The sequence below is a fragment of the Priestia megaterium genome (assembly GCF_023824195.1).
Classification (GTDB): domain Bacteria; phylum Bacillota; class Bacilli; order Bacillales; family Bacillaceae_H; genus Priestia; species Priestia megaterium_D.
In genome coordinates this window covers 39,908-54,902 of the sequence record NZ_CP085447.1, presented here as the reverse complement: position 1 = coordinate 54,902, position 14,995 = coordinate 39,908, and the positions used below count along the sequence as shown (strand labels likewise).

At 34.9% G+C, this 14,995-nt stretch carries 18 protein-coding genes and 1 pseudogene; 10 read left to right on the top strand and 9 right to left on the bottom strand.

What is annotated here, in order from left to right; genetic code table 11:
* Window positions 1-58: 58 nt before the first annotated feature.
* Window positions 59-1,060 (bottom strand): sensor histidine kinase, encoded by a 1,002-nt coding sequence (locus LIS78_RS29945; RefSeq protein WP_155661072.1) that lies wholly within the window; start codon window positions 1,058-1,060, stop codon window positions 59-61.
* A 14-nt stretch (window positions 1,061-1,074) separates the two neighbouring features.
* Window positions 1,075-1,764, bottom strand: a complete 690-nt coding sequence (locus LIS78_RS29940) for a response regulator transcription factor (RefSeq protein WP_155661073.1) — start codon at window positions 1,762-1,764, stop codon at window positions 1,075-1,077.
* Between the two features lie 247 nt (window positions 1,765-2,011).
* On the opposite strand from LIS78_RS29940, the gene LIS78_RS29935 reads away from it, so the two are divergent.
* The 4 genes and pseudogenes from LIS78_RS29935 (at window position 2,012) to LIS78_RS29925 (ending at window position 4,461) form a co-directional block, all read left to right on the top strand.
* Entirely contained in the window at window positions 2,012-2,509 is a 498-nt protein-coding gene (locus tag LIS78_RS29935; RefSeq protein ID WP_155661074.1) for a hypothetical protein, read from the top strand.
* A 454-nt stretch (window positions 2,510-2,963) separates the two neighbouring features.
* Complete coding sequence (gene map / locus LIS78_RS29930; RefSeq protein ID WP_155661075.1) at window positions 2,964-3,710, top strand: type I methionyl aminopeptidase; 747 nt, start codon at window positions 2,964-2,966, stop codon at window positions 3,708-3,710.
* A 152-nt stretch (window positions 3,711-3,862) separates the two neighbouring features.
* Window positions 3,863-3,985: pseudogene (locus LIS78_RS31780) on the top strand (DUF8096 family protein); the annotation flags it as partial.
* 17 nt (window positions 3,986-4,002) lie between these two features.
* Window positions 4,003-4,461 (top strand): SMI1/KNR4 family protein, encoded by a 459-nt coding sequence (locus LIS78_RS29925; protein ID WP_074683308.1) that lies wholly within the window; start codon window positions 4,003-4,005, stop codon window positions 4,459-4,461.
* Between the two features lie 142 nt (window positions 4,462-4,603).
* Here LIS78_RS29925 and LIS78_RS29920 read toward each other — a convergent pair whose 3' ends face one another.
* The gene (locus LIS78_RS29920; RefSeq protein WP_252285683.1) at window positions 4,604-5,017 is read right to left on the bottom strand and encodes a hypothetical protein; all 414 of its coding nucleotides are present in this window, start codon (window positions 5,015-5,017) and stop codon (window positions 4,604-4,606) included.
* A 290-nt stretch (window positions 5,018-5,307) separates the two neighbouring features.
* Window positions 5,308-5,577: an AbrB/MazE/SpoVT family DNA-binding domain-containing protein gene (locus LIS78_RS29915; protein WP_252285682.1), complete on the bottom strand. Its 270-nt coding sequence runs from the start codon at window positions 5,575-5,577 to the stop codon at window positions 5,308-5,310.
* A gap of 468 nt (window positions 5,578-6,045) precedes the next feature.
* Between LIS78_RS29915 and LIS78_RS29910 the strand changes: the two genes are divergently transcribed.
* Window positions 6,046-6,210, top strand: a complete 165-nt coding sequence (locus LIS78_RS29910) for a hypothetical protein (protein ID WP_155661076.1) — start codon at window positions 6,046-6,048, stop codon at window positions 6,208-6,210.
* Between the two features lie 43 nt (window positions 6,211-6,253).
* On the opposite strand, the gene LIS78_RS29905 is transcribed toward LIS78_RS29910, so the two are convergent.
* The 4 genes from LIS78_RS29905 to LIS78_RS29895 form a co-directional block, all read right to left on the bottom strand.
* Window positions 6,254-6,805 (bottom strand): L,D-transpeptidase, encoded by a 552-nt coding sequence (locus tag LIS78_RS29905; RefSeq protein ID WP_155661077.1) that lies wholly within the window; start codon window positions 6,803-6,805, stop codon window positions 6,254-6,256.
* Between the two features lie 1,134 nt (window positions 6,806-7,939).
* Window positions 7,940-8,419: a site-2 protease family protein gene (locus LIS78_RS29900; RefSeq protein ID WP_252285681.1), complete on the bottom strand. Its 480-nt coding sequence runs from the start codon at window positions 8,417-8,419 to the stop codon at window positions 7,940-7,942.
* 376 nt (window positions 8,420-8,795) lie between these two features.
* Window positions 8,796-8,921: a hypothetical protein gene (locus LIS78_RS31565; protein ID WP_262385073.1), complete on the bottom strand. Its 126-nt coding sequence runs from the start codon at window positions 8,919-8,921 to the stop codon at window positions 8,796-8,798.
* 30 nt (window positions 8,922-8,951) lie between these two features.
* Window positions 8,952-9,227 (bottom strand): GlsB/YeaQ/YmgE family stress response membrane protein, encoded by a 276-nt coding sequence (locus LIS78_RS29895; RefSeq protein ID WP_252285680.1) that lies wholly within the window; start codon window positions 9,225-9,227, stop codon window positions 8,952-8,954.
* Between the two features lie 483 nt (window positions 9,228-9,710).
* Here LIS78_RS29895 and LIS78_RS29890 point away from each other — a divergent pair, with 483 nt between their 5' ends.
* From LIS78_RS29890 to LIS78_RS31560, 4 genes are all read left to right on the top strand, one after another.
* Window positions 9,711-10,010 carry a hypothetical protein gene (locus tag LIS78_RS29890; RefSeq protein WP_252285679.1) on the top strand — a complete coding sequence of 100 codons (300 nt, stop codon included), beginning with the start codon at window positions 9,711-9,713 and terminating at the stop codon, window positions 10,008-10,010.
* Window positions 10,011-10,022: 12 nt separating this feature from the next.
* Window positions 10,023-11,156 (top strand): FtsK/SpoIIIE domain-containing protein, encoded by a 1,134-nt coding sequence (locus LIS78_RS29885; protein WP_155661080.1) that lies wholly within the window; start codon window positions 10,023-10,025, stop codon window positions 11,154-11,156.
* A complete protein-coding gene (locus LIS78_RS29880; protein WP_155661081.1) occupies window positions 11,153-11,848 on the top strand; it encodes a hypothetical protein in 696 nt (231 codons plus the stop codon). Before LIS78_RS29885 ends, LIS78_RS29880 begins: the two co-directional genes overlap by 4 nt.
* A gap of 300 nt (window positions 11,849-12,148) precedes the next feature.
* Entirely contained in the window at window positions 12,149-12,337 is a 189-nt protein-coding gene (locus LIS78_RS31560) for an aspartyl-phosphate phosphatase Spo0E family protein (protein WP_306425567.1), read from the top strand.
* A 261-nt stretch (window positions 12,338-12,598) separates the two neighbouring features.
* On the opposite strand, the gene LIS78_RS29870 is transcribed toward LIS78_RS31560, so the two are convergent.
* Complete coding sequence (locus LIS78_RS29870) at window positions 12,599-14,065, bottom strand: serine hydrolase (RefSeq protein WP_252285678.1); 1,467 nt, start codon at window positions 14,063-14,065, stop codon at window positions 12,599-12,601.
* Window positions 14,066-14,415: 350 nt separating this feature from the next.
* Between LIS78_RS29870 and LIS78_RS29865 the strand changes: the two genes are divergently transcribed.
* Window positions 14,416-14,829: an SMI1/KNR4 family protein gene (locus LIS78_RS29865; RefSeq protein WP_342032906.1), complete on the top strand. Its 414-nt coding sequence runs from the start codon at window positions 14,416-14,418 to the stop codon at window positions 14,827-14,829.
* The last annotated feature ends 166 nt before the right edge of the window (window positions 14,830-14,995 follow it).

Sequence of the window (14,995 nt, the reverse complement as noted above, 5' to 3'; positions counted from 1 at the left end):
TTGTGATTAGTATATCTTTTATGTCAACCTCAAAAAATCGATTTTCCTTTCACTTATCTTACATCCCTGTAAGGTTTTGCGTTTTTTCAAAAATCACTTGAAATGCTGACCCTTCCCCCACCTTGGATTCAAGCTCAATTCGATGACCAAGATGATGAGCTGCTTCCTTCGTTAAATAGAGTCCCATGCCTGTTGATTCTCTGAATTTCCTTCCATTCTCACCCGTGTAAAAGGGGTCAAACACACGGCGCTTGTCCGTTTCAGGAATCCCCACACCAAAGTCTTTTACCTCTAAAACAGCCTCTCCTTCTTTTTCGAAAATGGTAATATCAATTCTATTGCTCTTCCCTTTGGAATACTTCACTGCATTATTAATCAATTGTGAAAGAATAAAGAACAGCCATTTCTCATCCGTCTCTACGACCACTTCTCGCTTATGCTGTAAGACATTGGGATACACATGGTTCCGAATATAAAATCGTTTATTTTCACCATTTACTTCCTTAATCATTTTGGACAAGTTTACAGGTTTGATATGAAAGTCCTGTTCGATGGTCCGAAGTCTTGCCATGTAGAGGATGGTGTTTAAGCCCGTTTTCATTCGGTCCGTCTCTTCACGAATACTCGAAGAATCAGGTTCATCTAAATTTTGGGCAATAAGCTCAATGACAGAAAGGGGTGTTTTCATCTGATGGACCCATTGATCCATAAACTTTAAATGTTCTTCCTGTTTTGACTCCAACTCTTTTATTCTTGTTTGATAATGCTTGTATTGGTCCTTTAGCAAATGATTAAGGGCCTGTGAGATTGGGGAGGATTCTGTCGTTTGAAAGGAATCATCCAGGGAACAAAGTTCGTTCGTTAATCTCTTATAAAACTTGCGGCGACTTAAATAATGGTAAGCAAGATAACTTGCGAGAAAGAATAGACCGAGAAAGATTGCATAGAAGGCTGGCAGAAGATGACGATAACCATCAAGCCAATAGATGGCAAGAACCACAAAGAATTGTACAATTTGTACAGCAATTAAAACAGCATGCTCTCTAAAGAATAATTTCATTTTATTCCAACCCTTCACCAGGTAACGATTAGACGATAGCCAGCACCTCTCACTGTTTCTACCAGCCCTGAAAGTCCAACTTCTTCAAATTTTTTTCTTACCCTTGCTATATTTACATTTAGCGTATTTTCATCTACATAGACTTGTTCATCCCATAGTTTTTCTAGCAAGTCTTCGCGACCGGCAACACGAGGGTATCGCTCTAGTAAACTTTCAATTATATCTGTTTCTTTCTTTGACAGCAGGATTGTTTGATTACGAAATGACAGTTCCAATCTTTCCGGGAACAGCTTTAATCCCTGTAACTCTAAAATTCGTTCTTGTACCTGTGATGCATATTCACCATAAGCACGGCGAAGCTGACTACGAATTTTCGCCATTACAATTTCAGGATGAAACGGCTTTGTGATAAAATCATCGCCGCCATTTTCAAGTGCCATCACCTGATCCATCTCTCCTACTCGTGCAGATATAAATATAACAGGACATATAGACTCCTTACGTATTTGCCTGCACCAGTAATAACCATCAAAGCTAGGAAGATTAATATCCAATAATACAAGGTCTGGTTTCTGCTTATGAAACTCTTCCATAACATCATCAAAATCCTCCACGATGATGGCATTAAAGCCATATTTCCCTATATACGACTGAAGGTGCTCCGCGATTTTGGGATCATCCTCAATAATTAATATTTTCTGCATCTCTTCACTCCTTTTTCTCTAGAAAATTATGCCATACAAAATATATAAATTCAAAGCACGTAAACAATTAAAAGGTTTTATCCTTATTTTTCTGAAGGAACATTTTTCATTAATGGCATATTTGAGTTAAAGAATGAAGTGAGACTAAGTGAATTAATTGATGTTCGCTTTATGTAAGGATAAGATAAACAAGCTAGACGTCTAATTTACATATAAAAAAAAGAATCAACATAGGGAGTGGAGAAATTTGTTTGCAATAGAAAATCATATTAACTCACTGAAAGAAGGACTTCAGCAACATTCTGATGCCCTAATTGAGCGTATAAAAGAAACATGTAAGTTCAATTATTACAAAGAAACTGACTTATTAGACTATACAGCTTTCGTTCAATCATCCGAAATTACCCTTAGGATGTTTTCTATGGACAAAGATGCAAACGAAGTCTTTTATGAAGGAAATGACAGTAGTATTTTTTCAGGTAGCTGCGATTTGCTTGACGAAATTGAAACGTATAGCATACCTGATGACAAAGAAGATGAATTTTGGGAGTTCTATGAAAAATCCGACCAAGAAATATCGGAAGCTGAAACAAAAGCTATTGTAGAATGGTTTGTGGAGTGTTGGAATAAGGCAGACGGAAAAAGTATTACGTTACCCGCCTATTTTAGTTTTCATGATTATGATACATGCTATGATTTGCAAAATGATAAATGGATTACGGATGGAGATAAATGGGATGATTAAGCTTTAACATTTGGTCCCTCTTATGCAGATTAATCTAATAAGAGGCAAATAGAAAAGAGTGATCAGCCTGGAAGAAATATAAGAGCAAGAAATCGAGCTTAACAAAGTGTATGACTATACTGAATTTCCGGATAAGGTCTTAAATGGACTAAACTAATAAGAGGATATATGTTCAATATATGAGAATATATCCTCTTTTCTTATACATATATGAGTCGTTATTTAGATACTATAAATATAGTTCAATAAGTATATATTATAAAAAAACATAAGTTTGTTGCAAATGTAGGCGTAATGAGATCTTCAGATCGAGCGTTAACATGATTAAGGGGGTGAGTGGTATGAGTTTTGTAACTTTGTAATAAGTAATATTAAGCAATCGAACCAGCTTATGGAGAATCGGATACATTACTTTGGGTAAAATGAAAACATCAAAAAATTGGAGGGTTCATATATGACAGTTGGAGGTAAGGATGATATTGATGGGCTTAAGGAAATCGGCAAAATCGTTGCTTTAACAATAAGTGAAATGAAAAATCAGACACGTGCCGGAATGACGACCAAAGAATTGGATGAAATCGGGGGACGTTTTTTAAGGAGATATGGTGCAGTCTCTGCACCAAAGATAACCTACAATTTCCCCGGTAACACATGCATTAGCATTAACCATGAAGTTGCTCACGGAGTACCGGGGAATCGGAAGATTCAAGAAGGTGACCTAATAAATATTGATGTCTCTGCTGAGTTAAATGGTTACTTTGCTGATGCAGGTCATTCCTTTCAGATCCCTTTATATAACCCTTCTGTAACGCGTCTCTGTCAACACACACACAATACTATGATGAAAGTTATTTCTTCACTTAAACATGGGGTGAGATTGAATGAAATCGGAAGAATTATTCAAAATGAAGCCCGAAAAGGTGGTTACAAGGTAATTATGGATCTTTGCAGTCACGGCATTGGAAGGTCTTTACATGAGACACCTGAAGATATTTTACCTATCTATGACAAGCATGATAAACGGATATTGAAAGAAGGTATGGTTATTACTGTTGAGCCTTTTTTATCAACTGGAGCAGAGTATACAGTTGAAAGTTCGGATGGATGGACTTTATGTGTGCCCGATAATAGTCTTTGTGCACAATATGAGCACACCATAATTATTACAAGGGATCAACCGATAATTACAACGATAGCTTAGATATTGTTTTCAGATGTTAGGTCCATAGATGTTTAAGGAAGTTCATCAAACGGGCGCTTTTGTTGAACAAAGATTAAAAGATTAATACATATTAGTCATGTACAATATGTATTAACCTTTTAATCTTTGTTTTTTTCGATTTGGGTCTTGATAATAAGGTCAGTGGCAGATGCGACAACTGCAATTCATCCTACTTCAAAAGTTCCTTAAAAGGTGGCGTTTTCTTACGTGAATGCCGCGAATGTGAGATGAAAAAAGTATTTAGTTGGTACTGATTGAAAGGGCTGGGGAAATGAGAGATATTTGGGATGATGGATACAGTCAATCAAAAAAGTTAACAGAAGAAATGGTCAATGATGCAGAAAAGAAGTTGGGTGTGAAGTTACCAAAATCCTATATTGAGTTATGTAAAATGCAGAATGGCGGCTCTTTAAAATATTGTGACTACCCTACCTCTGTTCCAACAAATTGGGCAGACGATCATGTAAATGTCCCTGAGATTTATGGAATAGGGAAAGAAGGCATTTTATCAAGTGATTATTACATAGAAGAATGGGAGTTACCAAAAGATATTGTTCTATTATGTGGAGAGGGACATTGGTGGATTGCATTCGACTATCGGAATACAAAAGATAGCCCTCCTGTAATTTATATGGATTTAGAATGGGGAACAGACACACTTATATTTGAATTAGCTCCTGATTTCGAGACCTTTGTAAATGGCTTATTTATTTATGAAGATGAAGAATGACTACATTTATACAATACAAAGGAACTGGCATTCAATTGTCGGTTCTTTTGTAAAACCTTCTCTTTTTTAGTTTAACTGTGTTTTAACCATCTTTAATTAGAAAAACACCTTACTCTCTAGGTGTTTTTTCTACTTTATCATGTTATAACTTTTCTCTTAACATAGAAATTTCTTCAATTAAATCTTTTATTAATCGTCCCAATCCGGCTAATTGTTCATCTTTGCGATCATAATCATCAATTTTCATAGATAGTTCTAAAATACGACAAGTCTCTTCAACTGTCAGGCCATGATCTCTTGCAAGAGTTTTTACTGTATCAAGAAATTTAACAGCATCATTATCAAAATAATCTTTTCGTGATGTTTGATTAAATAATGTTCCCATTCTCTCTCTCCTCAAAAATTCAAGTTTTATATTAGCGAATTTTACAAATGAATGAGCGCCACCTTTGCAACTAGCACAGGCTGAGAGATTATAATTATTGCAAAGGTGTATTTCTAAAACTTGAGTTATACAATTTATAATGTTGCTACCTATAACATATTCGGTAATCATCTAACGATCACCTACTACAGTACATTTTCTTTTTATTTTATAAGTAGACTAGTACGCCCACTGAAGTAGTTACATAGTATCTACAAAATAAAGACTTCGTTTATTAATTAGTATCTATTCCGTTAGTTTTTCTACATGAATATTGCCAATTTGAAAAGAAAAAGATCATCTGAGTATAGATGACTATATAACAAAAAGAGAAGGTTAAAAACCTTCCCTTTTTTTATGTAAATGTGGCTTCAGTCTTTTTAGAACATGAGATATGCAATTATAATGTTGCTACCACTATTTCAATTAGTTATTTTTAATGCATGAAATAAAATTTCTGCTCCTCTTGTACTTAACACTATTCCACCTGAATATAACCTGTTTTGTAGAGAGATTTCACCTGTTATCATACATTCGAGCAAATGCCTATTTTTCTTTAAAATAATCTTATCTTCATTTATATGAATTTTTACAGGAGCTCTCTCTTTAATGTTAAAAATGCTTCGTATCTCAACTGGAAGAGCTACACGCCCTAACTTATCTACTCTTCTTATAATACCTTTTGATTTCATTCTTCCTTTCGCTTCCCTTCCTTGCTATTACTTGCGATGATAAATGCTGAAATTCATACAACTAATAATGGGTATTTCCCAATAAAACAAAAGTTAATGGCGTCACAGCGCTTCTCAGTAACACTATATTTTCTATTGGAAATTGTCAAAATCCTGATGCTACCAAATAGATGGAGAAGATTAAATTAAAGAGACTTATATTACTCTAAAAATGATACAGGTTATTTTCCTTTTAGCTACCTTTTCAACATGCTGACATTCTTTAAATTCAGATGGTCCAAATACGATTTCTATCAAACACCCCTCCGAAATATCCTCTGTCATTGTTGTAATATACCAGTGAAAAATTAACATATACTTAGAAGATTCTTAAAAAATGATTAGAAATTTGAAGACAATAAGTTGTAGCTTATTTCGAAGCTATACAATAGAAAATAATGTGAACTCTAACTTTGAAAAAGTGAAAAAATGGAGAGCTTTTTTCACCAGGCCGGAGTAGTACCTAGGGTTACAGGAAGTCATACACAAACAATCGTACCAATAATCAAAAATGAAATGCTAAAAGAAGATCTTCAAGGAGCAGTTATTAAAGAAATAGAAATTTTTCAAATGCAGATGATAGAACGAAAATAAAAAGCAGCCATTATAAAAAATATAGTAGCTGCCTTTTTATATATTATTTAGTATTATAACCTTTAAACTTATAACCATAAATTTTTGTTAGTTCTTGAAAGCTCTTAGGTGAATTTGTAATTGCAACAGGTGTTCCAACCTTAACTTTATCAAAAAGTTTCTCAATTGAAGCGTTATGCATTCTCACACATCCTTGACTCACATATTTTCCAATACTTGATTCATTAGCGTTACCGTGAATAGCATATGTATCGCCTTTTGTTTCATCAGCATCTAGACCCAACCAACGTTTACCAAGTGGATTACGTGGGTCACCCCCAGGAATATGTCCTGTATAATATGGACGATTTTTAATTTTATTCACGATTTTAAAATGTCCTACAGGTGTTTTCTCCCAACTTTTCCCCGTAGCTACTGGTTCAATCATCTCAACATATCCATTATGATAATAGATTAGTTTGTTGTAGTGCTTATTAATAATAATTAAATCATCACTCTTTGTTACGGCTGCTTCAGCTTTAACTGCTGAGCTTCCGAACAGGGTTACAAAAGCAAGTGCAAATACCATTAATGAATTTACTAAGAACTTCTTCATCGACCTATATTCCCCTTTTGTTATAAATATTATATGCATAATACTGGTTATATTAGTTATATAACCTATATTTAAAATATGTAATATATATACATTATAACCAATATATAGACTGGTTTCAATATAGGTTTTAGTGGTTATAATACTTAAAAGGAGGGATTTATATCGTAGTTGATAAAAGTAAGAATAAACAGGTTCTTGTTACCTTCCCACTGGAGCAATTAGAAGAAATAGAAGAGTACTGGCATGAAAAGAGATATAATAACCGAAATGAAGCAATAAGAGCACTCATACAAGAAGGACTAGAAAAATTTAAAAAAGATGATAAATAATCATAGATCTCATAAAATTCTATGTTAGTCATAGGGTTTCTTTTGTATTTAGCAATGGCTAACATTGCTCCGCATTACTTTATATTCTTGTTTCCCCCATACTGTTTTCCATTACATTTTATCTACGTTCATACAGAATAGCTATTTATTATCAAGGCCTTATATAAGCATCTTTCAATGGGTAACTCTAATTTGCTGTATTTAGTCGGTGGGTCATTCTTAGATTTCTCGTTCACTTCACGCGAAAGGTAGCCCACTAAGCCAATCCCATGTATAAAAAATGAACATATATCTTTTTATGTAAGGTGTATGAATTTTATTTTTTTGGTTAAAATCTATAATCAACTAACTTTTTTTAACAGTATGTGATCCATGTGACCTTCTACTCTCTATGAGTAGAAGGGTTTTTTATTTGTTTAAGTTCTTTCCTTCTGGGTATAAAAATAAATGTAAAGTTATCTAAGTCATCTACCTTTGCTTATAGTATGTTTCTATCTTGCCTTCTATCTATGGGATAGAGGGTTTCCCTATGTAATCTGTTTAAAGTATGATTTTATTGGTAATGAATAAATGTGTTACCTTTCTCGCAGGGTATACAATGACATTTCAATCACACAAATGACCTTCTACCTGACACGAGTAGAAGGTTTTTTGATATGAATTATTTATCAACATCAACACTAGTTGCTGAATTAACTATATTATTTAAAGTGATTTTATTTTTATCATTTAATTTATTACGTAAAAAGGAATCCCATGTAGCTTCGCAAACCCATCGTTTCACATCATTATTCCAGATTTATTAATCAGGGTTACATGTTATTTTTCCATATCTCAATGCATCATAAATAGCACGTCCATCGCTTGAATTTGTTTCTGTATATTTGATGGGCAGTAGCGAGAAGACAATATAATAAACAGAAAAGTAGACAAATTGGTAAGAAAAGAGACTTGCTGAAAGGATGTCAGATATAACTAAACCATTTATAAGGAAAATAGAGGCTAAATTAGCCATGGCACCTCCAGCATAGACACAAGCATGGGTAAATCGATTGTCGTATTTTAGTTTTTCATATACACAAAAAGAATCTAAAAAGTAAACGGATTTTATTTTAATTTTTCTCCATTTAAAAATCGTTTTCCCTTTTCCAATGGTAAAATCCACTCGCCCTCCGAAAAAGATTGCCATGACAGAATGACCTAATTGGTGAACAAGAGATACAAGTGGTAGTACAAGTAAGAAAGAAAACAAGAATTTAGGCATATTACTGAATCCAAACACACTTCCATCTCCTTTATTATGAAATGATTTAATAATTGGTTAGCTTATTAAGATATGTAAATCCTTTTTGATAATGAACGGAATTTTTTCAGCAGAGAGTCTGCCTTTTTTATCATATCTGCAATCATCTGTTTGGCACTGTGAAAAGGCTTCAATCAAAGAAGGAACCAATCGGTTTTAACAAAGCAGTAGTGAAGGTGATCACAATCTTTGAGCATTGCCTATAAAGAAGAATATCTTCACTTTATTTTTAAACGTTCTCCATAAGAATAAACGACCCTATGTATCGTAAACAAAGTTACTAAGGTCGCTTATGCTATATTCCAATTTATTATTTTTGTATCTTTTTCTTTATAACAAAATATTTGGCTTCTCATTAAGCTTCTGACAGAATTTCGCTCTCATGATTAAGTTGATCGAACAAATAAGTAAGGTAAGAATCTAATTCGAATTGATTATCTTCAACAAAACCATCTAACACAGACTTACTTTCTTCTCTCATCTTTAGTCCCTCCAATTTATGTTTTTCAATTTATTTTGCGTGATGACCATGATTCTTTTTTTGGACCATTTTTCGTAAAATAAAGCTTACAATTAGCACTAAAATGATAGATCCGATTATGGCTGGGATGATGGCAAACCCACCAATGACTGGCCCCCAACTTCCCAAGATAAGGCCACCTAACCAAGAACCAATAAAACCAGCAATAATATTACCAATAATACCTCCAGGAACGCCGCGTCCTGTAATTAAACCGGCGAGCCATCCAATAATTCCACCTACAATTAGCATCCATAGAATCTCCATTAATAATTCCCTCCTTTTAAATTGTTTAGTTGACTTTACCCCTCACTAAAACCCCTTAATCTTGTTATTTTTTTCCTGATTAGAGTTTTTTCTTGTATAAAAGGACAGCTTTTAATTTCTCGCCCGTTTCATGAAAAAGATAAGAATTAGGACAACCATCAGCCTATAAAAAAACAGCTCCTCTTACATCACCCTCTACTAATCCCCTACCGCAGTAAGGGTTCTTTTTTATTTTTTGAATGGACAGGCAAGCTTACGGCAGTAGATACATAGTATCTAAAGAATCCTAACTCCATTACCTAATCAGTATCTAGTTCAGTAGCGTTACCCCGTTAATACAAGCTGTATACGCCTAGTGAAGCTCTTCGTGGAATCTGTAAGGGAGCTGAGCCGAAGAGGCGAAGGGGGCGACCGGATGCGTTGAGCTGAAATAAAAGGTACGTAAAAGGCCAAAAAATAAAACGAATGAAAGGAGGTACCAACATGAGAAAAACAAAAGGGTTTACCTTTCGAACTATCTTTCCTCCCCCTCCCAAACCATCTCTCACGAGACCTTGTCCATTCAAGGCTTACTCCCTTATTCCGGTTAGTCCACTAGCCATGCTTGACCCCACTATTCTAACCATAGGAGGCATTGTACTAGGAATTGCCATTATCGAACGGATATTAGTGCGATGGGGTGTGATTGATCTTGTTGATCAGTTCGCAAAGGTGATGCGCTTTATCCTGCCAGTTACCTTCTATAGCGCCTTGATTTACTTTTTTGTGACCTTTATGTTATGAGGAGGAATGTTCATGTTTGAAAAACTAAAACTGCGTGGCCAGTTGATAAAGGCATTTCGTACCGCAGAGATTTATCGGGTCATAAAGCGTGGAGATCGTACTTCGTATCAGTTCCCTAAGATCCACCGAATCGATCATCATCACACCTACACTCGCTATGCCTTTTCCTTATTGAATGGCATTGATCCTGAACTTTTAACTAAAAAAAGATGGGCATTACGACAAGTATTAGGCAGCAACATCGAAATAAACGGCAGCCTAAAAAACTTTAGTATTACTGTCCACCATAAAAGCTTACCTAAGAGGCTCAATTATAGTTATGAAGCCATTCATCCTCATATTGAAAAAATGGAGCTTCCAGTGTGCATTGGTCAAGATATCTACGGAAACCCTATTTCATGGGATTTTGCTGATTTAGAGACCTTACTGATTTCTGGCGAAATTGGCGCAGGAAAAAGTAGCCTGATGCGTGTTATCCTCACAACGTGGGTGAAATATACGTCACCTGAAGACTTACGTTTAGTGTTAGTGGATCTTAAACGAGCTGATTTAGGGTTATTTCACGGAATTGAACATGTGGATGCGCTTTGTTTTGAAGCGAAAGATATGAGAAGACCTTTTGCCTTACTTCGAGCTGAAATGTATCGGCGAGGAGACTTACTGTTAGAACATGGTGTGACACATATCAGCAGGCTTCCCTTTAAGCTGCCTCGGATTGTCGTGGTTGTAGATGAAATGAGCATAATCAAACGAGAAACGGATCTTGTAGAGATGATTCAACAGTTTGCGAGTCAAGGCCGTGCTCTAGGTGTTCATACCATTATTGCGATGCAGCGTCCCGATGCGGATTTATTAAATTCAGCATTAAAGGCGAACTTACGAGTACGAATTTCTGGGAGGCAGGCCGATGCCACAAATGCGAAAGTAGCCGGAGTGATGGGCGCAGAAGAGATTGATGCTGCAGCCAGGGGACGTATGAAAATCAAAATTGATGAAGTCAAAGAGTTTCAAGCCTATTTTTTAGATGAAGAAGCTTGTAAGGAAATGCTTTCTTCTCATAAGACACGGGTAAAAGATCTTGAACCGCAGTTGGAGGTTGTGTCACAGCCCCTCTTTGGGTTGTTAGAAAAGGAGGAACAGCGATGAGTTTTCGACTATCTCAGCGTGATAAAGACATCATTGGGTTTATTAATCAGTTTCGGGCTGTGGATCGTGACTCATTAGTGGAACTGTTCTTTAAACAGCTGAAATCGCCTGTAAATGCGTGCAATAGTGTGATGGTACGTTTATATCGGTTAGGACTCATTGAACGCACCCAGCAGTATTCTCCGACGGTCTATTTACCTGTGGATGCGAAGATTAAAAAGAACTCTCAAAAAATATTACATTTCCTTTCTATCTTGGATGTCTATAAGCAGATGTGTTCGTATAGTATGCCCAAGAGTGTCATTGTGGAAGATAAGCCCACTGGACGAAAAGGAGGCATTGAACCGGATCTCTTTTGTATCTTTAAAGGATCTCCGTTTTGGGTGGAAATTCAACGAAATCAATATTCAGAACAGAAAATGCAGGAGAAGGTTCGTTTATATGAGGAGTTTTTCTTTTCAGATGAGTGGAAAGCATTGCAGTGGCAGCCAGAAGAACGGTCACCTATCTTTCCTTCCGTTATGTTGATTACACCTGTTCGTTATACGGTATTTTCAGAACATATTCGAATCATACAAGTAATAAGTATTGATGAATTGATGGAGAAATACAGAAGTTCAGCTAAACAGCAAAGAGATGCAAAACCAATAAAGTCAGCATCATCTGGTGGGATTAAAATCAACCTGACGTAATGACGACCAACATAAAAAAACTGCCTCAACACAAGGAATGAGGCAGTTTTTCTAATTTCACACTCGTTGAAATGTGAACGTCATAGCAAGTATATAATACCAAATTTATGTAAAATTTTCTATATTTTTTATGAGGAATATAAAAAGAAAATGACTATTTAAACCCTTTTTTCAGGATTTCGGCCCTTTAAGTACGCACTATTAACCATACCCTAACTTTATTTTATATTGGGTGTTGAAATAGGAGGAAAATACATTTATTGTTAAATAGGTTGACGAATTAACACTTTTGGTAAACGGGTGGGAGAGATAGTGCAGGAGGATAAGGGTGTTCTAAAACAAACTTTATTGATAGAAATAGAAAAGGCCAAGGAGACTATGATTCAAGTGGCACGAGAAGAAGGTATAACCAGTGAAAGTACACTTCAAATCAGTCAGTCCATTGATCAATTATTAAATAGATTACATAAGGTAAGCTTAACAAAGTAAGTATTCGCTTCTTTATAAATAAAAAACAATCGCTTTCTCTCCGCATTGGCCTAGCGTGAGAAAGCGATTGTTTTGTAGTAAGTGGTGATTAACTTACTAATCGACTTGTAAATTATAAATAATTTGGATAATAAAGTAAATGTATTTTTGTACTTTTACTTCCATATAAAAAAGTATAAAGAAAGTATTGAGCGAGAGTTTGCGTCCTAGCTAATACTTTCTTTTTATTAAAACCGATATATCGTAAGTTTTATATTTAATTTATGAAATTCTATCTGTAATTTTACTAAATACAATCGGTTTTGTACTCAACATTGGTGGTAAATGCAATTTAAACTGTGATAATTTCCCTTCTACGTCCATCTCATAGGCAATTAATACATTCATTTCTGTATGAGAAAAATTCCACTTTGTTGTGTACACGTTGTAATGGTGATGTTTCATCTCTATATTAACTGATTCCCACTTTAAATATAACGTATCGTTTTGTTTATACACTTCGATTTTCCCATATGCAGGATGCTCAAATATTCCTGTATACTCTTTTACTGCATGTGTAAGGGTTGTCCCTTTTACTTGTGGAAGAGGCTTATCTAATTCTTTCATCATTTCTTTAAATTTAGCTGTATCTTCTATAGCTCTTTTATGCCAGTCAATTGCATCTAGCCCTAGAAGCTCATCATAAATTTGATTCGCAAGGTAAGATGGTAATAACGTTGTTCCAGTGTTTGTTAATATAACAAGTCCGATATTTTCCTCTGGTATAAAAGATACGAGTGCTGAAAAACCATCAATATTCCCACCATGGTGGATTACTTTATGACCCCGATATGCACTAATAAACCAGCCAAGTCCATAGCAATTTAGTGTTGTTTCTGATGTAGATAAAAGTGGTTCATCTGGAATTGGAATATGCGGTTGATACATCTGCTGTAACATATCTGGTGTAATAAGCTCATGTTGGTCCATTTTTCCTTGATTTAAATGAAATAGGATCCATTTAGCCATATCTTCTATATTTGAGTTTATGCATCCCGCAGCGCCAACTGTATCGATGTTACGAAATGGGACTTTGACTATATCCTCGTTCTTTTCAATGTATGGAAGTGCGTGATCATCTGCTTCTTGTGAAGTGGTAACCGAGAAGTTTGTATCTTCCATATGAAGAGGTTGTAGAATATGTTCGGTTACATATTGTTCCCATGTTTGATTAGTGATTTCTTCTACCATATGGCTGATGGTTGCATACATTAAATTATTATATAAAAAGCTTGTACGAAATGGTGCATCTAGCTCCAAATATTGAATTTTTTCCGCAATATCTTTTCGTGTTAATGAAGATCCATACCATAGCAGTTCATGACGACTAACACCAGAACGATGAGAGGCCAAATCACGAGATGTAGTTTGTGAGCTTACTAGAGGATCATGGAGTGAAAAAGTAGGAATATAACTTTGAACAGGTTTATCCCAATTAAATTTTTGTTGCTGGGCAAGTAAACTTAGGGAAAGCGTCCCAAAAGCTTTTGTAGATGAACCAATTGCAAATAGCGTATTTGGTGTAACAGTTTTTTTATTTTCAATGTCACGGTATCCAAATCCCTCAGAAAGAATAATTTCTCCATCTTTTATGATTGCGACTGCTGCCCCTGGCACATTTAGATCTTTCATCATTTCCTTTGTATAACCACGTAGGTGATCTATAAGAGAGGATTTTATTTTTTGCATAAGACTTTGTCTCCTTTACCATTTTTTTCTACAAGTAGGTTATTTCGAGATAAAGAAGAGAAACACCTTGTTGTTAACAAAGATGTCATATTTTTAGTTTCTCACTAGAGGGTATTCTCAACATAGAAAAAAATCTCCGAACATAAAAGAACAGAGATTACTACAGAGTGATCGTTCTTAGATAATGCAAAGGAAAACTGACCCTTTGTTAGTAAGGTTAAATACATCGCAACATTCTCCAGACTTTAAAGCTGTGAATTTCCTCACAGCTATTAAAGCAATTATTTGTTATCTTACCAACTTAACACATAATCTTTTAATAAGGGGGTGAGCCTATGTGAAAGGATTTAATACAAAATATTTCAACAGGATGTGTATATGGAGAACCGGCTAGTATAGAGGACATAGAAGTGCTAGAAAAGCTATTTAGTATTCAGATTCCAAAAGAATTAAGAAGTTTGTTGTATGAAACAAATGGTGTAAATGATAGTTATGGTTACTCATTAATTTGGTCTATAGAGAAAATTATAAGAGAAAATTTAAATTTAGGAGAAAGATTGGAGGACATATACCTTCCTTTTAACAATTTGTTATTTTTCTCAGATGCTAGGAATGGTGATATGTTTGGATATTCAATATCAGATAGATCTATAAAACAAAATGATATTTATCTTTGGAATCATGGGAACAATGAACAAACCCAGATTGCGCCTTCTTTGAATGATTTTGTAGAAGATTGGATAAGTGGAAAATTAAGCATTTAAATAGTTCTTTATTTTATTCCCTGTATCTTTGTTATCTGAACTGGAAATTAAGATATATGTTTATGTGAAAAGTTTAGATTACATTTATGTTGGATATGACTAGAGATGTCACCTTCTTAGGGTTGACTAGTGACAGGCAGGCATGGACCAATGACTTTCTATTTTC